Raw genomic sequence first — 26,317 nt, 5'->3', positions numbered from 1 at the left:
CGATGGGTGCGGTGATCCTGGCCGTCGATCTCGGTAAGACGTCCTGCCGGGCCGCGGTGGGCGGCCGGCGAGCCGAGGGGTCGGGCGCGCCGGGGCTCGCGGCGCCCGGCGGCGTGCAGCGCGCGGTATCCGCAATCCGTGCCGTCGCAAGGGATTTCGGCTCCGCTAACGAGGTGATCGTCGGCGCCGCCGGGGCGCTGCGGGCCCCGGACGGGGCGCGCGCGCTCGGGGAGGCGCTGCTGGGCTCGCTGCGGGTGGAGCGCGTCGCGGTGACCAGCGACGCCGTCATCGCGCATGCGGGCGCGCTGGCCGGGGAGCCGGGCGTCGTGCTGATCGCGGGCACCGGCGTCGTGGCACTCGGGATCGGCCCGGACGGCGCGCTGCACACGTCCGACGGCTGGGGACCGTGGCTCGGCGACGAGGGCGGCGGCGCGTGGATCGGCGCCGCCGGGGTGCGCGCGGCGCTGCGCGCCCACGACGGCCGCGGCCCGACCACCGCGCTGCTGGACGCCGCCCGCGCCCGTTTCGGCGCGCCGGAGACCTGGCCCGCACAACTCGCCTGCGCCGCCGCGCTCGCGTCGTTCGCGCCCGACGTCCTGGCTGCCGACGCCGACGCCGTGGCCCGGGCCATCGTCACCGCCGCCGCCGAGCTGGTCGCCGCGACCGCCCGCGCGGCCGGGGATGGCCCGGTGGCGATGGTCGGCGGCCTGGCGGGTGTCTTGGACGGGACCGGAGCGCTGCGCGACCAGCTTGACCTCGTCCCGGCCGCCGGCGACGCGCTCGACGGCGCGCTGCGATTGGGGGCGATCCACGAGCCGCACGTGATCCGCGTGCAGGCGACCCCCAAAACCCTTGCCTCGCAACGGCTCGACGCGCTCACCACCGAGGGCACGCGGCCGGGTCTGGACGACCTCGACGCGCGGCCAATCGGCGAGGTGGTCGCGCTGCTCGTCGCCGCCGAGGGCGAGGCACACGCCGCGGTGGCCGCCGCAATCCCACAGATCACTGCGGCGGCTGAGGCGATCGCCGGGCGGCTCGAGCGCGGCGGCCGCCTGATCTATGCCGGCGCCGGAACGCCGGGGCGCCTCGGCGTGCTCGACGCGGCCGAGTGCGGACCGACGTTCGGCACCGACCGGGTGCGCGGCGTCATCGCCGGCGGGCTGGCGGCGCTGACCGAGGCGATCGAGGGCGCGGAGGACGCGTTCGACCCCACCGACCTCGCCGACCTGACCGCCGTCGACGCGCTCGTCGCGATCAGCGCGTCGGGCCGCACGCCGTACGTGCTCGCAGCGCTCGAGCACGCGCGCGCCATGGGCGCGCTGACCGTCGCGATCGTCAACAACGCGGGCGGTGAGGCCGCTGCCGACGTGGTGATCGAGCTGCTGACCGGGCCCGAGGTGCTCGCCGGCTCCACGCGGCTGACCGCGGGAACGGCCCAGAAGGTGGTGCTCAACGCGCTCTCGACGAGCGTGATGATCGCGCTCGGGAAGGCTTACGGACCGTGGATGGTCGACGTGCGCGCGACCAACGCCAAGCTCCGCCGCCGCGCGGTGCGGATCGTTCGCGACGCGGCCGGTGTCGACGAGGCGGCGGCGACCACCGCGCTGGCCGCCGCGGGCGGTCAGGCCAAGACGGCGATCGTCGCGCTGCTTGCCGGCGTCGACGCGGCCGAGGCCGCCCTGCGACTCGACCGGGCGCACGGACGCGTGCGGGACGCCCTGAGCGGGAGGTGAGTGGGCGGCGCGACGAAGCCCCGCTCCGTCACTTCCGTCCGGGCAGCCTCATCACCGTACGCACGACGGGTACCAGCGATTTCTGCCAAAGCGTCGCCGGAATGCCAAGGGGCGGATCGAGATTGAACACACGCGCGGCGGCGATCGTCTGCGATTCGGTGTACTTCAGCAGGCCTTCGGGACCGTGCCGGCGGCCGACGCCGGACTGGCCCATCCCGCCCATCGGCGCGCCGAGGCTGCCCCACGCGAACGCATAGCCCTCGTTGACGTTCACCGTCCCCGACCGCAGCCGGGCGGCGATCTGCTCACCCTCGGCGGCGGACCCGGCGAACACGCTGGCGTTGAGCCCGTACTCGGTGTCGTTGGCCTTGTCGACGGCTTCGTCCACGTCGGCGACCGGGTAGATGGAGACCACCGGCCCGAACGTCTCGTTGGCCGCGCACTCCATCTCGGGCGTGACGTCGGCCAGCACCGTCGGCTCATAGAACAACGGCCCGACGTCGGGTCGAGCCTTGCCGCCCGCAATCACCTTGGCGCCCTTGGCCTTTGCATCGTCCACGTGGTCGGTCACCGTTTCCAGCTGCCCCGCCGAGATCAGGCTGCCCATGTCGACCGAGAAGTCATACGCGCTGCCCAGCTTCATGTTTCGCACCGCGGCGCCGAACTTAGTGGTGAACTCGTCGGCGATGTCCTTCTCGACGTAGATCCGCTCGATGGAGATGCACAGCTGGCCCGCGTTCGAGAAGCACGCGCGGGTGGCCGCCTTGGCGGTCTTGTCGAGGTTGGCCCCGCGCGTGACGATCATCGCGTTCTTGCCCCCGAGCTCGGCGGAGAAGCCGATCAGCCGACGACCACAATGCTCCGCGAGCTGCCTTCCGGTGGCGGTCGAGCCGGTGAACATCAGATAGTCGCAGTTGTCGATGATGGCCGTGCCGACCACCGAGCCCGGACCCGGCACGATCGCGTACAGCTCTCGCGGCAGCCCCGCCTGATACAACAGCTCGGCGCACGCCAGCGCGCAGTACGGCGTCTGGCTATCCGGCTTGAGCACCACCGCGTTACCCGCAATGAGCGCCGGCACCGAGTCGGACGCCGTGAGCGTCATCGGGTAGTTCCACGGCGAAATCACCCCGACCACGCCCTTGGGCTGATAGCCGACCGTGGTCTTGCCGACCCCCGGCAGCAGCGCCTGCACCGTGCGCGGTTTGAGCAGGTCGGCGGAGACGCGCACGTAGTAGTTCGCGTTCGCCATCAGGTCGACGATTTCCTCCTGCGCCGCCCACCGCGCCTTGCCCGCCTCGGCCTGCAGAAGGTCCATGAGGAACTCGCGATTCTCGATCACCAGGTCGCGGTAGCGGCGGATGACGTCGACACGCTCGCCGACCGGACGATTCGCCCAGTCGATCTGGGCGGCGCGAGCCTCGGCGAATGCGGCGTCGACGTCGGCCGCCGTGCCGATCGGAATCGTGGTCAGCGGCTTGCCGGTAAAGACCTCATCGATCGTCTTGGCCTCGCGTGCGGCAACGTCTTTGATGGCGGCCAGCCGGCGTAAGCGGTCGAAGACCTCGGCTGATGGTGCAGGCATGGCATTACCCCTCGAAAAAGACAGACGTCCAGAACGCCAGCCTATCGGTCTGAGCACCGCCGCCGATGAGCGTGCGTGGTAGGAGTGCAAGTGTGATGAATGCGCGGGAGTTGGCTAGCGAGCTCGGCCACCCGGACGCCCAGAAGCTGCTCTCCGGTTCCATGGCCCGGCTCGCCTACAACGGACACGATGGCTTCCCGCGGGTCATCCCGGTCGGGTTCTACTGGACCGGCGAACGCATCGTCGTCTCGACGGCACCGACCTCCCCGAAAGCGCGCGCGCTTTCGTCCCGCCCGCAAGTCGCGGTCACGATCGACACCGGCTCGACGCCGGAAGAGGCGAAGGCCCTCCTGATTCGCGGCGTCGCCACAATGGAAACCGTCGACGGCATCACCGATGAGTACCTCGCGTCAGCGAGGAAGTCGATGGACGGGTCCCAGCTTGCGGAGTTCGAACGCAATGTGCGGTCGACGTATAAGCAGATGGTGCGGGTCTCGATCGAGCCCCGGTGGGCGCGGTTCTATGACTTTGGTGCCGGCCGGTTACCCGCTTTCCTCGCGAACCTGGTCAACGACGGTTAGCCACACCCGGGCCAAAAACGCTGTGACGCGCAAACCCGGTGCCCGTTTGCGACGAACCCCCACGTATTCAGCTGGATAAGGCAAAATTGCGTTGGTGACAACTCCGCAAGGGCCGTCGCGCGGCGATCCGCCGGAATGGAATCGCCCCTCACAGCCGCCTGGCCCCGGCAGGAGACCGGCACGCTCAGGGCCCCAGCCCCCACCGCCGTCGGGATCTCCGACCCGGCAGCCCCCTCCGGGCGGTCGGCCATACCCACCACCGCCACCGAACCGGCCGCCGCCGCCCGGTCGCCCACCGAGCCCGCAACCGTCCCAGCCGTATCCGCCGGGCCGGCCGCCGGCCCCTTGGCAGGGGCAGTCTGGGCCGCCACCTAGGCAGCCGGATCAGGCCACCACTCGGCTGTCCGCTGAGCCGCCGTCGAAAGAGGCGCCGGCGCAAGCCCGCCCCCGCTTGTTGGGCGGCCGGCGGAAGATGGCTCTGATCCTGGCCATCGTGCTGGTGGTCATCCTGGCCGCCGCGGTCGGTGCTGATCTGTTCTTCCGCCACCTGGCCGGCAGCAAGGTGGCAAGCGCAGTCGCGTGCGAGGTGCAGGACAGCGCCACGGTGTCGTTCGCCTCCATGCCGCCGATGCTCTGGCAGTACTTCGACGGCAACTACCCCGACATCTCCGTGCAGACTGCAGGCAATCAGGTGCGCAGCGCCAAGGGCATGAAAGTCAGCATCGATATCAAGGACCTCCGGCTGAGCGACACCAACAATTCCAAGGGCACCATCGGCGCGCTGAACGGCACCATCACTTGGTCAGCCGAAGGCATCAAGCAATCGATCCAGAACGCGATCCCGGTGCTGGGGAGTTTTGTGACCAGCAAAGTCACCACCGACCCCGGCAACGGAACCGTCGAATTGAAGGGTCTCCTCGACAGCGCCACCGTCAAGCCCCAGATTGCCAACAACGGGTTGGCCCTCCAGGTGGTCAACTTGACCGCTCTGGGCTCCAAGATGTCGACGGATAAGGTGCAGAAGAACCTGGACAGTCTCACGTCCAAAGCGACGCAGAACTATCCGCTGGGCATTCACGCCGACAGCGTCAAGGTCACCGATACCGGCGTGGAGGCTACGTTCTCCACCGCTAACGCGACGATCCCGGCGTCATCGCCGTCGTCTCAGACGGGTCAGGACTGCTTCAGCGGAGTCTGATGTGGCTGAGGCCGTCGTGCACGGGCGCCCGCGGGGGTGATCCATAGAACACGAACCGGATGCCGTTAGGGCAAGCTTGGTGACCATGACGGACGGGGGAAGCGACAGCCTGCTCATCGTGCACTGGCACGACACCGGCCGGTGGCTCGGCGTCTATGGGCGCCAGGGCATTTCGAGCCCGTCTCTGGACCGGCTGGCCGCCGAGGGCATCTTGTTCACTCGCGCGCACGCGGCCGCCCCGCAGTGCTCACCGTCGCGCGGGGCGATCTTCACCGGTCGCTATCCGCACAGCAACGGTTTGATTGGGTTGGCCCATCACGGGTTTGAATACCGCGACGGGGTTCGGACGCTGCCGCAGATTTTGTCCGACGCGGGTTGGTACTCGGCGCTGTTCGGCATGCAGCACGAGACGTCCTTCCCGTCGCGGCTTGGCTTCGACGAGTTCGACGTGTCCGACTCGCACTGCGACTATGTCGTCGCTCGGGCGCAGGAATGGCTGATCGAGAGCGCGCCGCTCCGAGAGGGCCGGCCGTTCCTGCTGACCGCGGGCTTTTTCGAAACGCACCGGCCGTGGCCGCCGGAGCGATATCAGCCGGCGCCGCTCGAGGAGGTGGAGGTCCCCGACTACCTGCCGGACGTCGCCGAGGTCCGCGGCGACTTCGCCGATTTCTACGGGGCGATCGCGGCGGCGGATGCCGCGGTCGGCCGGCTGCTGGGCACGCTGGCCGACACCGGCCTGGACGCCAACACGTGGGTGGTGTTCTTCAGCGACCACGGCGCACCGTTTCCCCGCGCGAAGTCGATGTTGTATGACGCCGGCACCGGCATCTCGTTGATCATTCGCCCGCCGCGAAGGCTTGGCATCGCGCCGCGGGTCTACGACGAATTGTTCAGCGGGGTCGATCTGTTGCCGACACTGCTCGACGTCTTTGGCATAGAAATACCGGCCGACGTCGAGGGCATCTCCCACTCCGATCGTCTTTTCCGTCCGACCCCAGACGCCGCGCCGGTTCGTCGGGAGGTCTTCACCGAAAAGACCTACCACGATTCGTTCGATCCGATGCGCGCCATTCGCACCAAGGAATTCAGCTATATCGAGAACTACGCACCGCGGCACCTCATCGATCTACCGCTGGACATTCAAGACAGTCCCTCCGGGAAAGCGGTCGCCCAAATCGCCGCCGGGCCGCGGGCGCCGCGTGAGCTCTACTACCTGCTCGAGGACCCGTCCGAGTTGAACAATCTGCTCGCCCGGGATCACGACGACCGATCGGAGCCGATCGCGCACGAGCTCGCGCTTCGCCTTCACCAATGGCGGGAATGGACCGGGGACGTGTGCCCGTCGGAGTTCATCGGGCCACGAATCCTGTTCGAGCGCACCGAAGTCTATGTAGAGGCCTCCGTCCGCATCCTCGGCGTCAGGCCCACTGAGTCTTCGCCGATCGGGACTGAACGCGGTTTACGGGAAGTGACCGGGTCAAAGCAACAGCAGCGATGAGATCCGAAACCAGCAAACTGGTAAAGCGTTGCGCTGCACTCCAAATCGCACAGCGGCTGCCCCTGTGGACCAAGGCATTTGCCGGCGCGGCCATCGCGAACACCCTTTGCCTTCGACGCCCTCGGCGATACCATGCGAGGATGCGTGTCACCTATGTCGCCGCGGCGGTCGGCATGGCCATCGCCGTCCCGTTTATGACCCCGGCCCTGCTGACGGGGGTGCCGGAAGCCCACGCCGACTTCAGCGGTTACAGCCGGTGCGTGGGAAACGTTCAGCAGGTCCCTCTCTCGGAACCCGACTCGCAAAGCATGCAGCTTGCCCGACAGGTTGAGATGGATCTGAAAACCGGTATTTCCCCGGCTGCTGAAGCGCGGAAACTAGGGCAGATGGGCTTCGACCCGCACTTGGCCGGCGTGATTGTGCGGTGTGTGCAGCAGGAGCAGCCGTAGGAAGCGTGCTTTACATGTGATGCCGTCGACGGAGTCCGCGTGCTCGATTCCGTACGACCACAAGCAATCTCGCGAGCTCGAAAAGCATAGGTCCAATCATCCCTCTTGTGCGCGGAGGCCGTCCGGCACACACGCCGCTGCCGCTACAACATCTGCATAACGACGGAGGAACAATGTCGGTCCGAGCCGCGTCGAATACGCGCGGGTCAAGTCCAACTGCATGACTACACGCCGACGCCTAGAGGCCCCGCCCCCGCGGAGACCGCCGCACTGGCCCCGGCGGCGAATCCTCGACAAAATAGCTCTTCCGCTCAGCCGTGGAGCATGTATACGTTGCTGCAATGGGTCTGCATAACGGCTGATTTGGAGGGGAGGCAGTAATGAGCTTTACGGTGTGGCCGCCTGAGGTCAATTCGCTGCTGCTGCTAAATGGACCCGGTTCGGGGCCGATGTTGGAGGCGGCGGCGGCCTGGGACGGAATCAGCAGTGAGCTGAATTCAGCGATGAACGCATTCGGCTCGGTCACGTCAGACCTGGCGGGTCAAGCGTGGCAAGGCCCTTCGTCGGCGTCCATGACGAATGCGGCCGCCCGGTATGTCGACTGGCTTGAAGGGGCGGCCGCTCAAGCCGAACAGTCAGCAGCCCAGGCCCGGGAGGCCGCCACCGCGTTCGAGGCCGCACTGGCGACAATCGTCGACCCCGGACTGGTAACCGCCAATCGCGGCCAGCTCAGGGCGCTGGTCAGCGGGAACATCTTCGGTCAATTCGCCCCGGCGATCGCGGCCGTCGAGGCCGAATACGAGGAAATGTGGGCCCACGACGTCTCCGTGATGGGCGGGTATCACACCAGCGCATCGGCAACGGTCGCGCAGCTGGGGCAGTGGGAGCTGGCGCTGGAAAATCTGCCGGGTGAATTCGCCGGGAGTCTGGCCGTCGCCGAGCAGGAGGTCCAGCAGCTCCCCACGACGGTGGCCAACGGATTCACCCGGGTGGCCAACACCGTCGTCGGCACTATCTTCGGGGCGCCGGCCGCTCCACCGTTCGCGGCTACGCAGACGGGGACCTATACCGGTGGACCGTCGCTGGTGACCAGGTTCGAAGAGGCCGCGCTGTGGCCGGTGAAACCCTTCCTGGCGTTCTCCGGATTGGAAACCGTAATCGAAAACCCGAGTTCGCCATTCCTGTCGCTGTTCACCGGCAACAATCCGCTACTCAGCCCGTTCCTCAGCAATTCCCCGCCACCGCTGCTCACGTTGCTGCTCGGGGAATCGGTCCAGTACACCACGTACAACGGAATGCAAGTCGTGCAGATCACGCCGGCTCATCCGTCCGGCAACTACGTGGTGGCCATGCACGGTGGCGCCTTCATCTTCGCGCCTTCGATCTTCCACTGGCTCGATTACACGGTGACGGCCTACCAGACCGGCGCGACCTTCGAGGTGCCGATCTATCCGCTGCTGCAGCAAGGCGGCACCGCCGGCACGGTGGTGCCCAACATGGCCGGGTACGTCTCCCAGCTAATCAGCTCGCACCCGACCTCCCACGTCAGCGTGATCGGTGACTCCGCGGGCGGCAACCTCGCGCTGGCGTCCGCCGAATACGCGGTGGCCCATGGTGAGAACGTGCCGTCGTCAATGGTTCTGCTGTCCCCGTGGCTGAACCTGGCGATGGACAACCCGAATATTGGGCTCGTCCAGGATCCCCTGCTCCCTCTCGGGCCTGCGCAAGTACTCGGCAGGGAGTGGGCGGGCGGTCTCCCTGTGAGCGATCCCATGGTGAGTCCGCTGAAGGGGCCGCTGACCGGGCTACCGCCGACGTATGTCTATTCGGGCAACCTGGACATACTCTCACCCGATGTGCTTGTGCTGCAGCAAGAAGCCGCCGCGGCTGGAGCCCCGTTCAGCTTCGTATTGGGCAACGGCGAAATTCACGACTGGATCATCCTCACTGTGGACGGCCCCCAATACTGGCCGCAGATCGACCAAGAACTCGGTATCTGACTGGCGAGTGAAGCGAGGCCGGTTCGGTTGCCGGCGCAGTGAATTGGGTCACCATCACCCGATTGGTGGGCAGCTTTTGCTGGCTCCGGGCGTTACACAACGCAGTCCCATTTCGGACGGGGACCCAATCGGAGCGAGGCAGATATGCGGCACACCACGATCAGCGGACACCATCGCGCACACGACGCGGAGGCTGCAATCTTCTGGATATTCGCCGCCATCATCGTCGTGATCGCCTTTTCCGAGGTCCTCACCCTGTTGGCTGTCGGATTCGCGATCGTCACCGCGGCCTGGTGGATCTCCCGCCACGTCGAGCGCCGCGGTGAGCGAAACGATCTGCAGATGGCTTCGGTCAGCCACCTTCTGCCGGCGCCGTCGGGTAGGCACGACCTGAACGAGACGTCGCACGCGTCATGGTGCGGCCCTAGCGCCGCATAATCGGTCGGAATTCAGCGGGACGCTATCCGTATCGAGGGCAGGGTCGCGCAAAAAGCTGACTATTCAGCTTTCCATAATGTGCTTTTTCCGGGCTTTCTCTACTCTTCCTATTTATGCCGCCGTGGCCCCACACGGACGGCATTGACGCGAAGAAGAAAGGAAGCTTCAAATGGCCTCATTTCGCTGGCTGGCAAGGCTGAGCATCCCGATTATCGCCGGCGCTGCCGTGGTGGGTAGCACCGCGGTCGCGACCGCCGATCCCGCAGACGACGCGTACCTCGCCCAACTGCGCACGCTCGGATTCAGTTGGCCTCCGGACCACGACGCCGCCCTCACCGGAATGGGGCGGCTGATCTGCGACGATCTCGCCTGGGGCTGGACTTATGACCAGATTGCGCAGCAGATTCACGCCACCTTGGACCCGAGAAACGTCACGTTCGGAGAGGTCGGATCCATGGTGAGCCTGGCGCATGCGACCTATTGCCCCAATTTCCGGTGCTGGACCACGCACTGCTGAGCGGCAACGCCTAAGCGGTCCACCGCATAAGTTCAGTCGATTCCGCCCTCAAACGGGGTTGGGACGGCTGCCGGCTGGGTAGCAATACCTCACCGCCCCGGCCCCACACGACTCACCGTTGTAGCCGTCCGGCGGCGCGCCGCCCCGACGACCCCAAACGGAAGAAGTCGGCAAACTAACGATTAGGTTTGTATCTATGGACAACGACCCGGGGGGATCGGCGTTCACCTGGCAGGGCGACAGCGAGCCGGTGGGGCGGATGCACGAACAGCTCGACGAGTTGGTCGCCGCCCGGGACCAGATGGAACGACTGGTGCGGGTCATCGTCGAGATCAGTTCCGATCTGGACCTGGACGTGACGTTGCACCGGATCGTCAACGCCGCGATCGAGCTGACCGGTGCCCGCTACGGAGCGCTGGGCATGCGTGCACCCGACGGCACCCTGGGCTCCTTCGTCCACGTAGGCATCGACGACGACGTAGCTCGGGTGCTCGGCGCTCTGCCGGTGGGTGCGGGTCTGCGTCTCGATAATCTCAGCGCTCATGCGCAGGGGCTGCACGCACACGACCCGCCGATGCGGGCGTTCCTCGGCCTACCCATCACCGTGCGCGCGGCTGACTTCGGCAACCTTTACCTGGCCGACGACCGGCCCGACCGAGTGTTTTCCGATGCCGAGGAGGCCGCCGTGCGGGCGCTGGCCACGGCGGCGGCCGCGGCGATCGACAACGCGCGGCTCTTCGAGCGAGAACGCGAATCGGCCAAGTGGACGAAGGCCAGCCGCGAGATCACGACGGCGCTGCTGTCCGGCGACCCGCAGACAGGACCGTTGCAGCTCATCGTGAACCGGGCGCTGGAGCTGGCCGATGCCGAGCAAGCGATCTTGCTGGTTCCGAAGGAGCCCGACCTGCCCGCCGACGAGGTCGACACCCTCGTCGTGTCCGCTACGGCGGGCCGGTACACCTCGCAGGTGATCGGTCAGCAGGTTCCGATGGACGGCTCCACGACGGGCGGTGTCGCACGCCGGGGTCTGCCGCTGATCACCGATTCCTTCCAGTATCCGATCGAGGGGTTCACCGATGTCGGTGAACGGTCGGCGATCGTCATGCCGCTGATCGCGGACGACGCGGTCCTCGGCGTGATCGCCGTCGCACGCGACCCGCAGCAGCCTCCGTTCGGCGACGACTACCTCGAGCTGGTCAGCGACTTTGCCCGGCATGCCGCGATTGCCTTGGCGCTGGCGGCCGGCCGCGAGCATGCGCTCAATCAGGAACTCGCCCGAGCCGACAGCGTCGATGAGGGGCTGCACGCGGCGGCCGAGGAACTGCGCCGGCTGTGGCGTGCACGCCGCGTGCTGGCCATCACCTTCCCGGGCCACGGTTCCTCCCCGGAAACCGCCAGCGGCGCACCGCAAGTCGTCTCGGTCGGCGAGTCCGCGCAGTGGGCCGACCTGCCGGCGGATACCCGACGGATGCTCCGCGGACTGCGCGACGGCGATCTGCTCACTCCCAGCACCAGCAAGCCGGGGACGGCGGGCATCGCCTTGCAGCATCCCGAAGGCGTGCTGGTGGTCTGGATCGACCTGTCCGAGCAACGGCCGTTCACCCTCGAAGACCAGACGTTGCTGACCGTGCTGGCCGGTCGCCTGGGTCAGGGCCTGCACCGGGTGCACCAGGTGGACCAGCAGCGCGAAACCGCGCTGGCGCTGCAACACGCAATCCTCGGCCCCGCCCATCTGCCACACGGGTTCGCGGTGCGCTATCAGGCCGCCAGCCGTCCCCTTCAGGTGGGCGGCGACTGGTACGACATCGTCGATCTCGAGGACGGGCGCATCGCATTGATCGTCGGCGACTGCGTCGGCCACGGCCTGGCCGCCGCCACGGTGATGGGTCAAGTGCGCAGCGCGTGCCGCGCGTTGCTGTTCGAAAACCCCAGCCCCGGTGCAGCACTCGCGGGAATGGACCGCTTCGCCGCGCGGCTGCCCGGCGCCCAATGCACCACCGCCGTCTGCGCGGTGCTCAACTCGGACACCGGCGAACTGGTGTACTCGAGCGCCGGGCACCCGCCGCCCATCCTGGTCCACGCCGACGGGACCACCCACAAGCTCGACGACGGCCACACCATCGCGTTGGGAGTGCGGCCCGACTGGCCCCGTCCGGAAGCGCGCGTGACCTTGCCCGCGCGCGCGACGCTGCTGCTCTACACCGACGGTCTGGTCGAACGTCGCCGCAGTCCGCTCGACGACGGCATCTCCCGCGTCGCCGCGCTGGTTCAGGACGGCCGGACCGCCATGTTGGACGACTTGGCGACCCAAATCATGTCCGGTCTCGCGCCAAGCGACGGCTATCAGGACGACGTCGTCCTTTTGCTTTACCGTCATCCCGCGCCACTGGAGCTGAAGTTCCCCGCCGACGTCAGCCACCTCGCCCCGACCCGAAAGGCCTTGCGCACCTGGTTGACCCGTGCGCGTCTGGACCCGGATCAGACCATGAACGTGCTCATCGCCGCCGGTGAAGCCGTCGCCAACGCCATCGAGCACGGTCACCGCCACAGTCCGCAGGGCACCATCAGCCTGGACGCGACCGTGCTGGTCGACCAGGTACACCTGACCATCACCGACACCGGCTCGTGGAAGCCCCCGCAACCGGCCAGCGAATCCCATCGGGGCCGCGGTATCGCCCTCATGAAAGGGCTCATGCACGACGTCTCCATCGACCCCGACCCCGCGGGAACCACGGTTCACCTATCGGCGAGGATCACCTGATGGCCACGTCGCTGACCCTCGACACCACACGCAACAACGGCAGAGTCGTGCTGGTCGCGACGGGGGAAATCGATCTCAGCAACATCGACGCGTTCAACCAGGCCCTCACCACCGCCAGCACCGAGGCGGCCGGTGGCGGCAAGACGCTCACCGTCGACCTGAGCGCGGTGGAGTATCTGGACAGCGCCGCCATCAGCGCCTTGTTCGCCCGCGCCGAAGACATCCGCCTGATCGCCCACCCCTTGCTGATGCCCATCCTCACCGTCAGCGGCGTCACCGAACTGGTCACCGTCGAGCCTACGTCGGAGTCAGCAGAGCACTGACGCACCCGCGATCCCGTTACGGAATACTCGGTTCGGGTAGCCGAGATCCGGAGGAAGGTCGAGGGTCATGATCCGCGGAAAGTCTGTCCTGGTAACGGGTTCCACGTCCGGGATAGGCCTGGGCGTCGCGCGCGCCTTCGCCGCCGAGGGCGCGAACGTCACGCTCAACGGCTTTGGTGACCCGGAGGAAATCGAGCAACAGCGGCGCGGCATCGAGGAGGAGTTCGGGGTCACCGCCGCCTTCTCGGGTGCCGACGTGACCAAGCCGGACCAGATCGCCGACATGATCGAGGGCGCCGAAAGGGCCTTCGGCGCGGTCGATGTCCTCGTCAACAATGCCGGCATCCAGTTCGTGGCGAATGTGGAGGACTTCCCGGTTGACCGGTGGGACGCCGTCATCGCCACGAATTTGTCGGCCGTCTTCCACACATGTCGCTGCGCGGTGCCGGGGATGAAACGCCGGGGCTGGGGCCGGATCATCAACATCGCCTCGGCGCACGGCCTGGTGGCAAGCGCCAAGAAGGCGGCATATGTCGCGGCCAAACACGGCGTCGTCGGGCTGACCAAGGTGGTCGCGATCGAAACCGCCGACGAAGGCATCACGTGCAACGCGATCTGCCCCGGTTGGGTGATGACGCCGCTGGTGGCCCAACAGGTCGAGGTGCGCGCCAACGCGTCGGGAAAGTCCTTCGAAGAGGCCAAGCAAGAGTTCGTCGCCGAAAAGCAACCGATGGCGCGCTATACCCGCCCGGAGGACATCGGCGCGCTCGCCGTCTTCCTGGCCGGCGACGCGGCCGCCACCATCACCGGCTCCTGTTACTCGATCGACGGCGGCTGGACCGCCCAATAACCGTTGGTCTACGGCGCTTTCCGGAGATCGCCGAGCGAGTTCCTGATCCCGCCGTCCATGCGGATCTGTACGGCGGCCACCGCGAGCATCACCGCCGCGGTCACCAAGTGCACCACCGCGTCGGTGGTGTTGTTGGGAAAGGTGAAGACGAGCGCGACCTGATGGGAGAAGAAGGCCCAAATCCCCGGCAGCGCGCCGGCGAACGCGGCGAGGAGTAGATAGAGCACGGCCCACGACTTTCGTATCGCGAACACCAGGCCCGGGGCGAACAAGGCCAGACCCGCGACGGCATGCCAGCCGTTGTAGTCCATTCCGAGAAGCTGGACGGTGGGCGCGTTGGGACCCGTAGCGAAGCTGGGTTCGAGGATGAGCCCGATTACCGCCTGAATGACATGAAAAGCGCAAATGATCAGCAGGCCGATCTGGGCGAAACTCCACCGCATATTGCACCTCCTTGGGACGAGCGGGGACTAGCGTAATACTACGCTCAGTAGTAGATATGCGAGCCGATTTTCGAGCTGATCGCGGGTTGGCTGCTCCGCTGTGATTCTTGCCAAATTGGTCAACGCACCACGCCACCAAAAGTCCAGCTCACGACATGGCGCTCGGGCCGACCGCGGCGCCTGGACGCCTCGCCGGCAGGCGCCCTCGAACGGATTGACTACCGTCAAATTCAGCCAAACCCGAAGACGGTGTCACGTGCGCGGGAGGCGCCGGCTTAGTTTGATGGGCTTACCGCTGAAAAGTTATGTTTTCGTTAGGCATTTTCACCAAGTCCTATTAGGCTCGTGTTTCTTGGGTCGTCGGGCGACCGTCTTTATTGGGTCGGCGGGAGGCGGTTATGTCGTACCTGGTCACGGCTCCTAGTGAGATAGGGGCGGCAGCCCAGAGTTTGTCAGGGGTCCGCTCGTTGTTGGCCGGGTCCGCCGCGTCGGCCGCGGCGCCCACGACCGCGGTGGCCGCCGCCGCGCAGGACGAGATATCTGCCTTGGTCGCAACGATGTTCAACGATTTCGGCTTGGACTTTCAGACCCTCAGCGCCCAAGCGGACGCGTTTCACGAGCGGTTCGTCGGCTTGATGAGCGCGGGGGCCGGCGCCTATCTGGACACCGAGGCGGCCGCCGGGCAGGCTCTCGCCGGCGCCGTGAACGCGCCCGTCCAGGGATTGCTTGGGCAGTCCGTGAGCAGTGCGAGCGCCGGCGCGCAAGCCGCGGCGGCTGACCTGAACCTGACCTCGGTTCTGGGCGGTAGCGCGAGCCTGACCGTCGAAGGCGGCGCGGTGAGCTTGCCGCCGATCCTGGGTGGCGGCGTGCTGACCGTGCCGTCCCTGATCACCGGTGGCGTGCTGAACTTCCCGCCGATGCTCGGGGGTGCGGCGTTGACCGTGCCGCCGATCTCCAGCGTCGGGCCCGCGGTCGTCGGCGCCCTGAGCCCGATCATCAACGGCGGCGTGGTGGCACTGCCCCCGATCCTGGGCGGCGGGGAGCTGACCGTGCCCTCGATCCTCACCGGTGGTGTGCTGGACGTGCCCGAGACCCTCGGCGGTGGCGTCCTGGGCCTGCCCTCGATCGTCACCGGTGGCCTGCTGAGCCTGCCCTCGAGTGTGGGCGGTGGGGTGTTCACCGTGCCGCCGATCACCAGCGTCGTGACCTCGATCCTCACCGGCGGCTCGGTGGACGTGCCGTCATACCTGGGCGGCGGCCAGCTGAGCGTTCCGTCGGTCCTCACCGGTGGCGTGCTGAACCTGCCTCCGATCGCCGGCGGTGAGGGAGTCACGATCCCGTCGATCCTCACCGGCGGCGTGCTGAGCCTGCCCTCCGTCGTCGGCGGTGGGGACGTCGGGGTTCCCTCGGTGATCACCGGCGGTCTGCTGACACTGCCGTCGACCCTCGGCGGCGGGCAAGTCACGGTGCCCCCGGTCACCGGTAGCTTGCTGGGCCTCCTCGGCCTGTGACGCTGACCCGGTCGCGAATTCGCAATCACGCGGGCGGCGTGGGCGTCATCGAGGCGATGTAATAGGTCTCGTGCCCGGACGGGTACCCGCCGCCGTCGGTGGCGATATGAACGTGGTCGTAGTGGTTGAGGGTCTCGTTGCCGTAGTTCGCCGTCCAACTGGGCGCGCCCACGCCGGGGTAAATCTTCTGCCGCCAGATCACGTGGTTGATGCCCCAACGCTTCGCATTGGCCAGGGCATAGCCGGCGATCTGGTTGCCGAGCGCGATGCCTTCAGGGGAGTCGTGGTTCGGGATCATCACGTCGATCGCCAACCCGTTGGGATGCCACGGCAACGGATCCTCTCGGTACCCATAGATGGTCTTGATCTCCGGGAACAGCACGCTGATCGCACGGGCCGCCCAGATGGTCTTGACCTGCAACCGCTGCTCCGGCGCGACGCCCGCGGGGAGGGGGATCTGGAACTGCTGCGCCGGGGCGGTCGCGGGAGCGTTGGCCGCCAACGAGTCCACCTCGGCGGGACTCGCGACGTGCGGCCCGTCGGCCTGCGGCGCGGGGGCCGCGGCAGGTCCTGGGTTCGCGGGGGGTGCCGCCGATGATTCGACGGGAGCGCCAACGCAGCATTGAGGCTCGGTGGTCTGGGCATAGACCATGCCGGCGGAGACGACGAGGGAAGCCGCGATTGCCCGCCAGCGGCCCCGCCCGTTGGCTAACGCGACACTGCCCACGAGCAGCAGCTTAGCGTCCCTTGTGACGTCTGTGGCAACGTTTTTCAATACCGGTTAGGGCACCATCCAGGACAGCACCGACGCCTGCAGCCCCGATAGGACGCAAATGAACGCCAGGAACAGCAGGCTCCAAAGGAGCACCCGGCGGAAGATGTCGCCCTCTTTGCCGTGCACCCCCACTGCCGCCGCCCCGATCGCGAGGTTCTGCGGAGAGATCATCTTGCCGAGCACGCCCCCCGAGCTGTTGCCGGCGGCCATCAGCACCGGTGACAGCCCGGCCTTGGCCGCCGCGGTCACCTGCAGCGCCCCGAACAGCGAGTTCGACGACGTATCGGATCCCGTCACCGCCACGCCGAGCCAGCCGAGGATGGGGGAGAGCAACGCGAAGGCGCCTCCGGCTCCGGCCATCCACGTGCCCAGGGTGATGGTCTGTCCGGACGCATTCATCACGAATGCCAGTGCCAGCACCGCCATCACGGTGACGATGGCCCATCGCAGCTGATGCAGCGTCGCGCCGTAGGCCCGAAGCGCCCTGGCCGCCGACAGCCGCAGCGCCACCATGGTGAGGACGCCGGCCACCAGCATCTGGGTGCCCGGGGTAGTCAGCAGGTTCAGGGTGAAGTTCGGCAGCGACGACGGGGCGCCCTTGGCGGTGTAGAGGTGCAGTCCCGGCCAGTGCACGACGAAGGTCGCCTTGTCGAGAAGCTTTTTGACCGCCGAGATCTGGCAAATCACGAAGACGGCAATGATGATCGCGTAGGGCGCGTAGGCGCGTAGCACCTGGGCGCGGGAGTCGGGATGTGCGACGTGCTCGGCGAATTCGGGGGTCGGCGCGTCGGCGGAGCCACCGGCGACGACCGCGGCGCCAACGCGTTCGGTGCGCTGGGGTCTGATGCGCACCCACAGCACTACGGCGCCCGCGGACAGCAGCGACGCGATCACGTCGGCCAGCGGCACCGACACGAAGTTCGACGTCGCGTACTGGCCGAGACCGAACACCACGCCGCCGATGAGAGCAGTGAACCAGGTTTCGCGGACACCGCGTCGGCCGTCGACGATCGCGACCAGCGCCAGGGGAACGAAGACGGCCATGATCGGGGTTTGGCGACCGACCATGGCGCCGAGCGTGTCGGTCGACAGCCCGGACGTCTTGGCCAGGGTGATGATGGGCGTGGCCATCGCGCCGAACGCGACCGGCGCGGTGTTGGCGACGAGCGCCAGGACGGCCGCCTTGAGCGGCTTGAAGCCCAGCGCGAGCAGCATCACTGAGGTGACCGCCACCGGTGTGCCGAACCCGGCCAGCGCCTCGAGCAACGCGCCGAACGAAAACGCGATGAGGATCGCCTGGATCCGGTGATCGTCACTGACAGTCGCGAAACTGCGCCGCAGCACGTCGAAATGGCCTGTCTCCACCGTCATCTGGTAAACCCAGATCGCGTTGATCACGATCCACAGGATCGGGAAGAATCCGAAGACGGCCCCTTCGGCGCCCGCCAGCGCCGCCTGCCCGATCGGCATTCCATAGGCGGCGACGGCGATCGCGACCGCGACCGCCAAAGACACCACTGACGCCGCCCACGCCCGCACCCGCAACACGCCGAGCAGCACGAACAACGCGGCCAGCGGCAAGGCGGCGACCAATGAGCTCCAGGCCAGCGAGTGGGCAAGGGGATCGAGGATCTGGCGATACATGTTGCGCACCTTCCGGACGGGTGGGAGTGGATGTCGATCGCTACACGCGCTGGGCGAACCTCCCTGAGCCGCAACGGGAGTCGATTGGTGGTGGACTAACCGTGCTCTACGCAGCACTCTATATCTGCCGGCGCTTGTCGCAAGGTACTGTTCATCGCACGGAAAGCTTTGGCCAAAGCCGTTAGCCGTCCGGCCCGTCTGCGTTCACTTCGAATTAATCTGGCTGGCTTGCTCTTTGCGACGCCACACGAATATTCCGACCGCGAGGACCAGAACGAAGGGTATGTCGGTGAGGAACTTGCTCCAGTAGTGATCGATCTCGGTTCCCGCCTGGATGGCCATCAACACCCCGTGGGCGAGGTTGGCCCACATGGTGAAGTTCAGAAATGACGCATAGCCGTGCGGGTCGCCGGCGGCGCGCAGCAGAAAGATTCCCCACACGATGTAGATCACCAGCAGCATCGGGGGTACGTGCAAATGTTCGCTGCCGCAGCGCACGTCGTTCCAGATCGTCCAGTTCAACGCACCGCCATGCTCGGCCAGCAGCGGCGACTGCGCAACAAAACCCGCGAACAGCGGCACGAAGATCGCCAGCGTCAGTACGCCATAGACGCGCAGAAACACCCGGAACGCCGTCGGCCCTCTTGACGCAGCTGGTGTGTCGATTTCGGTTGCGCTCATCGATGTGCTCCCTTCACTGGCCGGCCGCTGGCAGATCGAAACGGCGCAGGGCGCCGATGTCCATGAACGCCACAATGTGTGAGATCCCTTGTGGCCCAACGGTGAGCACGTGCAGCGAGTGCAGCCGACGCTTCCCGTCATCGGGACCGGTGTACAGCGCCACCGCCGGCTGTGCATTGGCCCAAGTCCGAATGACCGACGCCCTGCCCAACTGGCGCATGCGCGCGCCGAGGAACCCGCCAACGTCGGTAGCGCCCCGAAACCAGGTGAGAAACGGCGGCATTTCGTACCTTGCGTCCTCGGTCAACAGCGCCATCAGGCCGGCCACGTCGGCGTTTTCGAATGCCGCCACATAGCGGTCGAGCAGCTCGCGTTGTCGGGTCTCCGACGGTTCGGCAACGCTGTCGTGGTCGGCCGGCAGCCGCGACCGAGCCCGCTGCAGCGCGCTGTTGACCGCCGCAACGCTCAAATCCAATACCGCGGCGACTTCGGCTGAGCTCAGGCTCAGCACGTCACGCAAGATCAGCACCGCGCGCTGGCGGGGCGTAAGCACCTGCAGCGCCGCGACAAACGCCAACCGCGCCGTGTGCCGCCCGGTGACCACCGTCGCGGGGTCCGCCAGGGTGCCGGTCAACACCGAATCGGGTGCCGGCTGTAACCACGCCACCTCCGCGGAGCCGGCCTGCACGGTGGCAAAGGCATCCATCGCCGGCCCGCTGAGGTCCGACGGGAGCGGGCGACGGTTATGTCGCTCGATCCCTTTGACGAAGGCGCGGGTGGCAATGCGATACAGCCAGGTGCGCAGCGACGAGCGTCCCTCGAAACGGTCGTAGGCGCGCCACGCTTCGAGATACACGTCCTGCACGATTTCCTCGGCGTCGTCAAGCGAGCCGAGCATCCGGTATCCGTAGGCGATCAGCTCGCGCCGGTACGGCTCGGCGAGCCGCCCGAAGTCCTCGTTGGTGTCAGTGGTGGTGGGCATGGCCGTCGGTTCTCCCGTACGCGTCGTGCCAAGGCCACTCGTTGATGTAGCGCTGGCGGCCCAGTGGGGTGAGGTCCAGAAAGCGGTAGGTGCTCAGCATCACGTCGGCGCCAACCCCGTAGGCCGAGTAGGTGTGGAAAATCTTGCCGTCGTTCTGGATGAAGACGCTGATGCCCTGCCCGTCGGCGCCGTCGGCGGCCACGTATCCCAGCCCCTCGCGCAGCAGGGTGGCCTTGTCTTTGTAGTTGTATTCGATCGGTGCGGCGGACTCGTCGCTGGTGACGTGAAAGTCGTAGTTGAAGTCGCTGCCGTGCGAGGAGTAGAAGGGCAGCCGCCAGCCCATGCGCGCTTTGAATTGATCAAGCCGCGGGTAGGGCGCGCGCGAGACGAGCGCCAGGGTGGTGTCCGCGCCTTCGTTGAGGTGGACCGGCTCGGGCATGTTGTCGACGGCGAAGGAGCAGCTGGGACAACCTTCGTCGATGTCGTGCAGCCACATGAAGTGGTAGACGATCAGCTGGCTGCGGCCGTCGAACAGGTCGATCAGCCGCGCGTCGCCGTCGGGACCTTCGAAGAGGTAGTCCTTGTCGACCGGTACCGCCGGTAGCCCGCGGCGCTGCTCGGCCAGGGCGGCCAGTTGCCGGCTCGCGGCCTTCTCCTTGGCCAACAGGTCTAGCCGCGCCGCAAGCCACTCGTGGCGGGGCGCGATGCGTGAGATCTTCATCAGTGTTGCCGTCCTTTCATCACATACTGAGGAGCCGCCGCGCCGAAATTCATCGGTTCCTGCCGAAGTAGGCGCCGATCAGCATGGCGCGGCTGATGATGGGCGGTGTTGCCAGGCGTTGTTCGAGCTCGCGGTGGAACTCGCGGTCGGCTGCGCAATCCGCGAACGGGTCGGCGGTGCCGTCGAAGACGGCGAGATGCAGGAAACCCGTTCCGTCCTCGAATTGGAACACCTGGTAGTCGAGCCCACCGGGATCGCGGGCCGCGAGCTCGATCAGCACCTCCTCGATCAAGTTCCGGTTGTGCCCGGCCGAGTCGGCGCTGGTGTGGTACTGCACCACGGCGGCTCTGCGCATTACCATCACTTCTCTGGATGAACCTGCTGCGCCACGAACGCGGTTCGGTGTCGGCCGATGAACGCTTCCAGCGACTGGGGCGGCGCGCCGCCAATCGTTTCGACGAGGTCGGTGACAGCGTCGAAGACGCCGCGTTGGTGGCTCTCGGCGACGCGCGAAAGGTGCTCGATCAAATACGGCGTCATGACCTCGACCTGCGACAGGGCCTGCCGCCAGGCCTCGCCCGGAATGTCGACGTATTCGACGGGACGGCCCAGCACGCGGCTGAAAACGCCGGCCTGTTCGGCCATCGACAACGACGCCGGACCGGTGGGCACATACGTCTTGCCGCGGTGCTCGGCCGGGTCCGTCAGGATGCCGACGACCACGCGGGCGACGTCTTCTCCGCCGATCGGGGCGTGGCGCCCCTCGCCGTACGGAAGATAGATCTTGCCCTCGCCGCGAATGCTAGGTGCTGCGACGTTGAACAGATTCTCCAGGAAGAACGGGGGCCGCAGATGCGTGACGCCGATTCCCGACCGGTCCAGCACGCGCTCGGCCACCCAGTGCGCCCGGGCGGCGGGACTGCGATGATCCGGTCCCGCAGTGATCTGCGACATGTTCACCACCGATCGCAAACCCGCCTCCGCACCGGCCACGGCGAAGGTCGCCGTCGCCTCCACAAGGCCCTCGGCCAGCGGATACGTGAAGTAGGCGCCCTGAACCCCGTCCAGCGCCGCGCGCACGTCGCGGTAGTCGAGTAGATCGCCGACGACGATCTCGGCGCCGAGCCCCCCGAGTTGGTCGGCCCGTTCGTCATCCCGATGAACGAACGCGCGGACCGGCAGCCCTTTCGCGAGCAGCTGCCGCGCCGCGTAGTTGCCCGTGGCTCCATGGCTTCCACCCGCACCGGCAATCAGGTAGCGCATGGCTGTCTCCTGCGTCATCTTCTTTTCCTTTCGAAGGCAAACACGCTCAACGCCTATACAGAGGCGGCGTGCCGCTCAAATTCATCGGCGCTACTAGACCCGTCACGGCGCTGTGAAAGCGGCCGCCGACGCCGAGCGAGGGCAAGGATTCCGCAAGGACTTCGCGAAGACGTGGCAAGCGTTGTGCCGCAGCCTATGTGGTGTCGGTCAACGAAGATCGATCCGCAAGCACAAACGGTTCGCGGAGCCACGCGAGCAATGAAATTGAAGTTCACTGGTTTGTTCACAGATCGCCGGGCGCCGTTCGGGATGCAGAATCAAAGCGCGCCTGACGTTCACCTCGTCACGATCGCCGAGTTGTGGTTAAGCGCCCACGCCCGCTCGAAGGTGGCGATCCGAACCTGCTCGTCGCTGCCGGTCATGATGCCGCTGTCGTTGAGGTGCACCACGCGGGCCCTGGTGTCGATGCCGGTGACCACGACGAAATGGTTGGCGAAGTCCCGCTTGCCCGGCCAGTTCCAGATGGTTTCGGCATTGATCAGGGCAATGACCTTGCGGCCCTCAGCCAGATCCTGCTCCAGCGCGCTGGTACTCGTCTGAATGTTTTCCGCGCGGATCCCGTAGTGCCACAGCAACACCGGCAGGTTTTTGATATCCGTGTTGCCGTCGGGTGATTTCCAGATCGGTCCCCGCCCCGTGATGCTGGGGGTGGCTTCGGCCAGGGCGGTGATTTGGCGCTCGGTGGGTGCGCGGCCGGTGATCTGGCCGACCACATCGGCGACCGCCAGCTCCCCGCAGTCCGACGAGTGCTGCTGATGCCAGTAGCGCGCGGCGGCAGTGGGGTCGCCATACATCCCCAGTTTGTGGTCGGCGTCCGGAACGGGGGAGCCCGATTCGGCGCGGACACTGGCGGCCGATGCGATCAACGACGCGGCGGCCACGCAACCCCACGTCAGCGCCGCGAAGCCGCGGCCGGCGGCGGCGACCTTCGTGTTCGTGGTGCTCGTCATTGGTGTCCGATCATCCACGCCGCATCGGCGAAAACGCTGCACCGACGCGCCGCGGGTCGCCGCCATGAGGTCGGCGGCAACGACTAGAGCATGATGGTGGGTCGTCGCTTGGTCACAAGAGGCACCAGAAAGGGAGCCAGAAAAGGGAGCCAGAAAAGGGAGCCAGAAAGGAGAATGTATGTCGCCGGGGCCCCCGCAGCTCATCGCAGACTCGCTGGCCCGGCTGTTCGCCGCGGTCGTCAACGCGGAACCGAAACCCGCCCTTAGATTCCCCGAGATCGCCGGTCGACGCACCGACGTGTCGATTCCGACCCGGCACGGGGAGACGGCCGCGACGATCTATCGCCCGGCGGCGTCGCAGCAACGGCCCGCGGTGTATGTGAACGTTCACGGCGGAGGGTTCGTGATCCGTCAACGCGAGCAGGACGACCCATGGTGTCGGTACCTGGCGGCCCACGCGAATGTGGTCGTGGTGAACACCGACTATGTGCTGGCGCCGGGGCGGCGGTTTCCGACACCGGCCGAACAGATCTATGACGTGCTGCAGTGGGCGTCGTCTCGGGCGCGGGACTGGGACGGCGCGCGCTTGTGCGTCGGCGGTCAGAGCGCGGGTGGGAACCTTGCCGCTGCCGCGGCGCGCCTCGCCCTGGAGAGCGGCGGCCCACGGGTCAGCATGCAGGTGCTGCACTATGCGCCGCTCGACCTGGTGACGCGCAGCAAGGACAAGCACACACCGTTAGGCCGCGGGGCGGTGCTCAAGCCCTGGATGGGTGCAGTCTTCGACACCGCCTACATCCCGAACCCGGACACCCGGCGGCACCCGCTCGCGTCACCCGCGTGGGGATCCAACGGCGACGGCCTGGCCGGCGTCGCGCCGGCGCTGATCGTCGCGCCGGAATATGACCGCCTACGCGACGAGGCCTCGGCCTACGCTCGCAAGCTCGATGCCGTCGGCTCGTTGGCCGAGTTCATCGAGGTGCCAGCGGTCGACCATGGCTACAACATCATGAGCGGCGCGCCCGGCGCCGCGGGGTTGACCCTCGAGATGTACGCCCGCATCACCGAACATGTGATCCGCGCCGTGGATGCTGAGCAACGAAAGCCGTTGGCACACTGAGAAATTGAAGAACGCTCAGCCGGCGATTGCGAGCTGGTGTAGTTCGTCGCCGGCGAACCGTTCGACGAGAAGGGGGACATACTCCCGCACTGGTCGCCCGGCGAACCGGGCGTGCACGCCCCGCACAACGGCGGTCAGGGTATCGGGCGGAATGCTGGGATACTTCTGCGTCAACCGATCCGACACCTGGTCGATGATCGTCTGCTCGCTCAAATCGATCACCGCGTCAGGTTCCCACGCGTTAACGCCCGAGTCAAATTCTGTTAACCCGGCCACTTAACCCCGACAATGCGGGACAGCTGAGTATTGTGTACTGTACTCAGCATGGACAAGATTCCCGGTCGACTGGCCGAGCACCCCACGGTGCGCAAGGTTCGGTCGCGCAAGACCCGGCGGCCCGGCACCCTCGACGCCGAGTGGCTGCGGGAGGTGTGCCTCGCCGCGGGTGCCGATGACGTCGGTTTCGCCACGGTCGACAACCCCGACCTGGCCTCCGAGGTCGAACATGTCCAGGCGGCGCTACCCGGATCCAGGAGCTACATCTCGCTGGTCGTGAAGATGAACCGCGACAACGTCCGCTCGACGGCGCGCAGCGTCGCCAATCAGGAGTTCCACCGCAGCGGCGAGGTGCTCAACGAGGCGGCGCATCGCATCGTGCGCCGCCTGCAGGACGCCGGTTATCGGGCGCTGAACCCGTCGGCGACCTTCCCCATGGAAATGGACAACTTTCCGGGCCGGATTTGGGTGGTGGCGCACAAGCCCGTCGCGGTGGCGGCAGGCCTTGGCGCAATGGGCATTCACCGTAATGTGATTCACCCGAAGTTCGGCAACTTCATTCTGCTCGGCACGATCCTGGTGGACGCCCCGATCAGCAGCTACGGCGAACCGCTGGATTACAGCCCGTGCCTGGAATGCAAGCTGTGCGTCGCGGCGTGCCCGGTCGGCGCGATCGGCAAAGACGGAGTGTTCGACTTCGTCGCGTGCTCGGTGCATAACTATCGCGAGTTCATGGGAGGGTTCACCGACTGGGTACAGACCATCGCCGACAGCGCCGACGCGGCGGAGTTCCGGTCGCGAGTCAGCGATTCGGAGAACGCCTCGATGTGGCAGAGCCTGGCGTTCAAGCCCAACTACAAGGCCGCCTACTGCCTGGCGGTGTGTCCGGCCGGCGAGGACGTCATCGAGCCATACCTGGACAACCGCAAGGGGTTCATGGACTTGGTGTTAAAGCCGTTGCAGGACAAGAAGGAAACGCTGTACGTGCTGCCGAACTCGCAGGCCAAGGCGCACGCCGAACGCCGCTACCCGCACAAGCGGGTAAAGGAAGTCGACAGCGGAATCCGCGGGCGCTAGCCGCTTCGTGGATTAGGGACAGGGCGGCAAAACCACCTCACTGGCATTACCTATATTGCCGGGCAACTTCCGCCCGGCGAGACCCATTGCTAGACAGCCAAATCCAGCGTCTTCGATTTTCGCTCCTCGACGATCCGCATCTTCAGTTCGGCCCTTGCCGCGCGCGTCTTTGGGCGATGCGACAACCTCCGCAGCAGCCGCCGATACGCGGCGAACGTCAGCGTGATCGGGTCGCACCACGGAGGTATGCCGCCGACCAGATGGAGTCCTGTCACCATGATCATCGACACGGTCGCAATCGGCTGAGAGTCGAAGTACCTGCGGGCCGCGTTGGTGAGCTGCTCGTCATCGGTGGCGACAAGATCGTATGCGGCCACGCCACCGGCCAGTGCCAGCCACGCAAGGTCTGAGCTGCGCATCGTTACCGCCTCCTATGTTTTGAAAGACGTCGGAGGGGCCTCGGAGGTTCATGCGTTGATTTGGGCTTCTCGCGGGCGTGTACCCTCGGAGGTCGACGCGATGCGCCATCGTGTTGCTGGAGTGTGCCGTCTAGGTCTACGGCCAGCAGCCACGGCGTAGCGCCGACAAGGCAGGTGCTTAAGCAAATGGCTCAGCCGCTCACCGGATCACTATGGTCCGGTCAGGCCGCCGTTTCGCCCGACTCCGATGATGAGGGCGACGACGGCAGCAGAGTCAGCCGCACAGCCGTGTTGGCCGCCGCACCTGAAATCATCGATCGTGGCTCGATGCCGCGGTTTTGTTGCGTCGATCGAGACTCATCCGACCTCGCGCCGATCCTCGTCTCTTGCGCGTAACAACCATCCCAAAGATCGGACGTGACCCCGAATGCTGCGGTTCGCAAACTTGCCCTGGCAGCGCGTCGT

At 66.6% G+C, this 26,317-nt stretch carries 26 protein-coding genes and 1 pseudogene; 15 read left to right on the top strand and 12 right to left on the bottom strand.

Annotated elements, in window-relative coordinates; all coding sequences use genetic code 11:
• Window positions 1-2 precede the first annotated feature (2 nt).
• Window positions 3-734, top strand: a pseudogene (locus A5764_RS29925) (BadF/BadG/BcrA/BcrD ATPase family protein); the annotation flags it as partial.
• A 96-nt stretch (window positions 735-830) separates the two neighbouring features.
• Window positions 831-1,733, top strand: a complete 903-nt coding sequence (locus tag A5764_RS29920; RefSeq protein WP_067106823.1) for an N-acetylmuramic acid 6-phosphate etherase — start codon at window positions 831-833, stop codon at window positions 1,731-1,733.
• Window positions 1,734-1,761: 28 nt separating this feature from the next.
• Here A5764_RS29920 and A5764_RS00385 read toward each other — a convergent pair whose 3' ends face one another.
• Complete coding sequence (locus A5764_RS00385; RefSeq protein ID WP_067106770.1) at window positions 1,762-3,318, bottom strand: succinic semialdehyde dehydrogenase; 1,557 nt, start codon at window positions 3,316-3,318, stop codon at window positions 1,762-1,764.
• Between the two features lie 95 nt (window positions 3,319-3,413).
• Between A5764_RS00385 and A5764_RS00380 the strand changes: the two genes are divergently transcribed.
• From A5764_RS00380 to A5764_RS00335, 10 genes are all read left to right on the top strand, one after another.
• Window positions 3,414-3,899 (top strand): pyridoxamine 5'-phosphate oxidase family protein, encoded by a 486-nt coding sequence (locus A5764_RS00380; protein WP_067106768.1) that lies wholly within the window; start codon window positions 3,414-3,416, stop codon window positions 3,897-3,899.
• Between the two features lie 472 nt (window positions 3,900-4,371).
• Window positions 4,372-5,097: a DUF2993 domain-containing protein gene (locus A5764_RS00375; RefSeq protein ID WP_156664433.1), complete on the top strand. Its 726-nt coding sequence runs from the start codon at window positions 4,372-4,374 to the stop codon at window positions 5,095-5,097.
• Window positions 5,098-5,182: 85 nt separating this feature from the next.
• A complete protein-coding gene (locus tag A5764_RS00370; RefSeq protein WP_067106762.1) occupies window positions 5,183-6,595 on the top strand; it encodes a sulfatase in 1,413 nt (470 codons plus the stop codon).
• 140 nt (window positions 6,596-6,735) lie between these two features.
• Complete coding sequence (locus A5764_RS00365; protein WP_067106759.1) at window positions 6,736-7,044, top strand: hypothetical protein; 309 nt, start codon at window positions 6,736-6,738, stop codon at window positions 7,042-7,044.
• Window positions 7,045-7,424: 380 nt separating this feature from the next.
• Entirely contained in the window at window positions 7,425-9,044 is a 1,620-nt protein-coding gene (locus A5764_RS00360; protein ID WP_197501153.1) for a PPE family protein, read from the top strand.
• 144 nt (window positions 9,045-9,188) lie between these two features.
• A complete protein-coding gene (locus A5764_RS00355) occupies window positions 9,189-9,482 on the top strand; it encodes a hypothetical protein (RefSeq protein ID WP_067106756.1) in 294 nt (97 codons plus the stop codon).
• 169 nt (window positions 9,483-9,651) lie between these two features.
• Window positions 9,652-9,999, top strand: a complete 348-nt coding sequence (locus A5764_RS00350; RefSeq protein WP_067106753.1) for a DUF732 domain-containing protein — start codon at window positions 9,652-9,654, stop codon at window positions 9,997-9,999.
• Window positions 10,000-10,195: 196 nt separating this feature from the next.
• Complete coding sequence (locus tag A5764_RS00345) at window positions 10,196-12,760, top strand: SpoIIE family protein phosphatase (RefSeq protein ID WP_067106742.1); 2,565 nt, start codon at window positions 10,196-10,198, stop codon at window positions 12,758-12,760.
• Window positions 12,760-13,083, top strand: coding sequence for an STAS domain-containing protein (locus A5764_RS00340; protein WP_067106740.1), 324 nt, complete (start codon window positions 12,760-12,762; stop codon window positions 13,081-13,083). Before A5764_RS00345 ends, A5764_RS00340 begins: the two co-directional genes overlap by 1 nt.
• A gap of 67 nt (window positions 13,084-13,150) precedes the next feature.
• Window positions 13,151-13,933, top strand: a complete 783-nt coding sequence (locus A5764_RS00335) for a 3-hydroxybutyrate dehydrogenase (protein ID WP_067106738.1) — start codon at window positions 13,151-13,153, stop codon at window positions 13,931-13,933.
• Window positions 13,934-13,941: 8 nt separating this feature from the next.
• Here the strand turns inward: A5764_RS00335 and A5764_RS00330 are convergent, their stop codons facing one another.
• Window positions 13,942-14,376: a DUF4383 domain-containing protein gene (locus tag A5764_RS00330; protein ID WP_067106736.1), complete on the bottom strand. Its 435-nt coding sequence runs from the start codon at window positions 14,374-14,376 to the stop codon at window positions 13,942-13,944.
• A 398-nt stretch (window positions 14,377-14,774) separates the two neighbouring features.
• On the opposite strand from A5764_RS00330, the gene A5764_RS00325 reads away from it, so the two are divergent.
• The gene (locus tag A5764_RS00325; RefSeq protein ID WP_082951379.1) at window positions 14,775-15,887 is read left to right on the top strand and encodes a PE family protein; all 1,113 of its coding nucleotides are present in this window, start codon (window positions 14,775-14,777) and stop codon (window positions 15,885-15,887) included.
• 25 nt (window positions 15,888-15,912) lie between these two features.
• Here the strand turns inward: A5764_RS00325 and A5764_RS00320 are convergent, their stop codons facing one another.
• The 8 genes from A5764_RS00320 to A5764_RS00285 all read right to left on the bottom strand — a co-directional run bounded on the left by A5764_RS00320 (window position 15,913) and on the right by A5764_RS00285 (window position 22,963).
• Window positions 15,913-16,614 carry a glycoside hydrolase gene (locus A5764_RS00320; RefSeq protein WP_067106817.1) on the bottom strand — a complete coding sequence of 234 codons (702 nt, stop codon included), beginning with the start codon at window positions 16,612-16,614 and terminating at the stop codon, window positions 15,913-15,915.
• A 54-nt stretch (window positions 16,615-16,668) separates the two neighbouring features.
• Window positions 16,669-18,306, bottom strand: coding sequence for an L-lactate permease (locus A5764_RS00315; RefSeq protein WP_067106731.1), 1,638 nt, complete (start codon window positions 18,304-18,306; stop codon window positions 16,669-16,671).
• 204 nt (window positions 18,307-18,510) lie between these two features.
• Entirely contained in the window at window positions 18,511-18,987 is a 477-nt protein-coding gene (locus tag A5764_RS00310) for a DUF6632 domain-containing protein (RefSeq protein WP_156664432.1), read from the bottom strand.
• A gap of 13 nt (window positions 18,988-19,000) precedes the next feature.
• Window positions 19,001-19,969 carry an RNA polymerase subunit sigma-70 gene (locus tag A5764_RS00305; protein WP_067106711.1) on the bottom strand — a complete coding sequence of 323 codons (969 nt, stop codon included), beginning with the start codon at window positions 19,967-19,969 and terminating at the stop codon, window positions 19,001-19,003.
• On the bottom strand, window positions 19,953-20,690 hold the full coding sequence (locus tag A5764_RS00300) for a DUF899 domain-containing protein (protein WP_067106709.1): 738 nt from the start codon (window positions 20,688-20,690) through the stop codon (window positions 19,953-19,955). Before A5764_RS00300 ends, A5764_RS00305 begins: the two co-directional genes overlap by 17 nt.
• 49 nt (window positions 20,691-20,739) lie before the next feature.
• On the bottom strand, window positions 20,740-21,045 hold the full coding sequence (locus A5764_RS00295) for a hypothetical protein (RefSeq protein WP_067106705.1): 306 nt from the start codon (window positions 21,043-21,045) through the stop codon (window positions 20,740-20,742).
• A 5-nt stretch (window positions 21,046-21,050) separates the two neighbouring features.
• Window positions 21,051-21,971 carry an NmrA family NAD(P)-binding protein gene (locus A5764_RS00290; protein WP_067106702.1) on the bottom strand — a complete coding sequence of 307 codons (921 nt, stop codon included), beginning with the start codon at window positions 21,969-21,971 and terminating at the stop codon, window positions 21,051-21,053.
• Between the two features lie 317 nt (window positions 21,972-22,288).
• Complete coding sequence (locus A5764_RS00285; RefSeq protein WP_067106700.1) at window positions 22,289-22,963, bottom strand: C39 family peptidase; 675 nt, start codon at window positions 22,961-22,963, stop codon at window positions 22,289-22,291.
• 178 nt (window positions 22,964-23,141) lie between these two features.
• Here A5764_RS00285 and A5764_RS00280 point away from each other — a divergent pair, with 178 nt between their 5' ends.
• Window positions 23,142-24,080, top strand: a complete 939-nt coding sequence (locus A5764_RS00280; RefSeq protein WP_067106698.1) for an alpha/beta hydrolase — start codon at window positions 23,142-23,144, stop codon at window positions 24,078-24,080.
• 15 nt (window positions 24,081-24,095) lie between these two features.
• On the opposite strand, the gene A5764_RS00275 is transcribed toward A5764_RS00280, so the two are convergent.
• Window positions 24,096-24,302, bottom strand: a complete 207-nt coding sequence (locus A5764_RS00275; RefSeq protein ID WP_067106686.1) for a three-helix bundle dimerization domain-containing protein — start codon at window positions 24,300-24,302, stop codon at window positions 24,096-24,098.
• A gap of 102 nt (window positions 24,303-24,404) precedes the next feature.
• Here A5764_RS00275 and A5764_RS00270 point away from each other — a divergent pair, with 102 nt between their 5' ends.
• Window positions 24,405-25,433: an epoxyqueuosine reductase gene (locus A5764_RS00270; protein ID WP_067106682.1), complete on the top strand. Its 1,029-nt coding sequence runs from the start codon at window positions 24,405-24,407 to the stop codon at window positions 25,431-25,433.
• Between the two features lie 89 nt (window positions 25,434-25,522).
• Here the strand turns inward: A5764_RS00270 and A5764_RS00265 are convergent, their stop codons facing one another.
• Window positions 25,523-25,852, bottom strand: a complete 330-nt coding sequence (locus A5764_RS00265; RefSeq protein ID WP_067106680.1) for a hypothetical protein — start codon at window positions 25,850-25,852, stop codon at window positions 25,523-25,525.
• Window positions 25,853-26,317 lie beyond the last annotated feature (465 nt).

It is taken from the genome of Mycobacterium sp. 852002-51057_SCH5723018 (genome assembly GCF_001667035.1).
Classification (GTDB): domain Bacteria; phylum Actinomycetota; class Actinomycetes; order Mycobacteriales; family Mycobacteriaceae; genus Mycobacterium.
Note: the sequence above shows the minus strand (reverse complement) of the source record. Positions and strands in the feature narration are given on the sequence as shown.

What these genes read in the sequence shown, in the direction of transcription:
- A5764_RS00375 (WP_156664433.1), top strand. Translation starts at nt 4,372, where the DNA reads ATGGCTCTGATCCTGGCCATCGTGCTGGTGGTCATCCTGGCCGCCGCG.
- A5764_RS00330 (WP_067106736.1), bottom strand. Translation starts at nt 14,376, where the DNA reads ATGCGGTGGAGTTTCGCCCAGATCGGCCTGCTGATCATTTGCGCTTTT.
- A5764_RS00365 (WP_067106759.1), top strand. Translation starts at nt 6,736, where the DNA reads ATGCGTGTCACCTATGTCGCCGCGGCGGTCGGCATGGCCATCGCCGTC.
- A5764_RS00270 (WP_067106682.1), top strand. Translation starts at nt 24,405, where the DNA reads ATGGACAAGATTCCCGGTCGACTGGCCGAGCACCCCACGGTGCGCAAG.
- A5764_RS00305 (WP_067106711.1), bottom strand. Translation starts at nt 19,969, where the DNA reads ATGCCCACCACCACTGACACCAACGAGGACTTCGGGCGGCTCGCCGAG.
- A5764_RS00345 (WP_067106742.1), top strand. Translation starts at nt 10,196, where the DNA reads ATGGACAACGACCCGGGGGGATCGGCGTTCACCTGGCAGGGCGACAGC.
- A5764_RS00370 (WP_067106762.1), top strand. Translation starts at nt 5,183, where the DNA reads ATGACGGACGGGGGAAGCGACAGCCTGCTCATCGTGCACTGGCACGAC.
- A5764_RS00265 (WP_067106680.1), bottom strand. Translation starts at nt 25,852, where the DNA reads ATGCGCAGCTCAGACCTTGCGTGGCTGGCACTGGCCGGTGGCGTGGCC.
- A5764_RS00360 (WP_197501153.1), top strand. Translation starts at nt 7,425, where the DNA reads ATGAGCTTTACGGTGTGGCCGCCTGAGGTCAATTCGCTGCTGCTGCTA.
- A5764_RS00290 (WP_067106702.1), bottom strand. Translation starts at nt 21,971, where the DNA reads ATGACGCAGGAGACAGCCATGCGCTACCTGATTGCCGGTGCGGGTGGA.
- A5764_RS00350 (WP_067106753.1), top strand. Translation starts at nt 9,652, where the DNA reads ATGGCCTCATTTCGCTGGCTGGCAAGGCTGAGCATCCCGATTATCGCC.
- A5764_RS00285 (WP_067106700.1), bottom strand. Translation starts at nt 22,963, where the DNA reads ATGACGAGCACCACGAACACGAAGGTCGCCGCCGCCGGCCGCGGCTTC.
- A5764_RS00325 (WP_082951379.1), top strand. Translation starts at nt 14,775, where the DNA reads ATGTCGTACCTGGTCACGGCTCCTAGTGAGATAGGGGCGGCAGCCCAG.
- A5764_RS00380 (WP_067106768.1), top strand. Translation starts at nt 3,414, where the DNA reads ATGAATGCGCGGGAGTTGGCTAGCGAGCTCGGCCACCCGGACGCCCAG.
- A5764_RS00355 (WP_067106756.1), top strand. Translation starts at nt 9,189, where the DNA reads ATGCGGCACACCACGATCAGCGGACACCATCGCGCACACGACGCGGAG.
- A5764_RS00385 (WP_067106770.1), bottom strand. Translation starts at nt 3,318, where the DNA reads ATGCCTGCACCATCAGCCGAGGTCTTCGACCGCTTACGCCGGCTGGCC.
- A5764_RS00340 (WP_067106740.1), top strand. Translation starts at nt 12,760, where the DNA reads ATGGCCACGTCGCTGACCCTCGACACCACACGCAACAACGGCAGAGTC.
- A5764_RS00295 (WP_067106705.1), bottom strand. Translation starts at nt 21,045, where the DNA reads ATGCGCAGAGCCGCCGTGGTGCAGTACCACACCAGCGCCGACTCGGCC.
- A5764_RS00335 (WP_067106738.1), top strand. Translation starts at nt 13,151, where the DNA reads ATGATCCGCGGAAAGTCTGTCCTGGTAACGGGTTCCACGTCCGGGATA.
- A5764_RS00310 (WP_156664432.1), bottom strand. Translation starts at nt 18,987, where the DNA reads ATGAGCGCAACCGAAATCGACACACCAGCTGCGTCAAGAGGGCCGACG.
- A5764_RS00280 (WP_067106698.1), top strand. Translation starts at nt 23,142, where the DNA reads ATGTCGCCGGGGCCCCCGCAGCTCATCGCAGACTCGCTGGCCCGGCTG.
- A5764_RS00315 (WP_067106731.1), bottom strand. Translation starts at nt 18,306, where the DNA reads ATGTATCGCCAGATCCTCGATCCCCTTGCCCACTCGCTGGCCTGGAGC.
- A5764_RS00300 (WP_067106709.1), bottom strand. Translation starts at nt 20,690, where the DNA reads ATGAAGATCTCACGCATCGCGCCCCGCCACGAGTGGCTTGCGGCGCGG.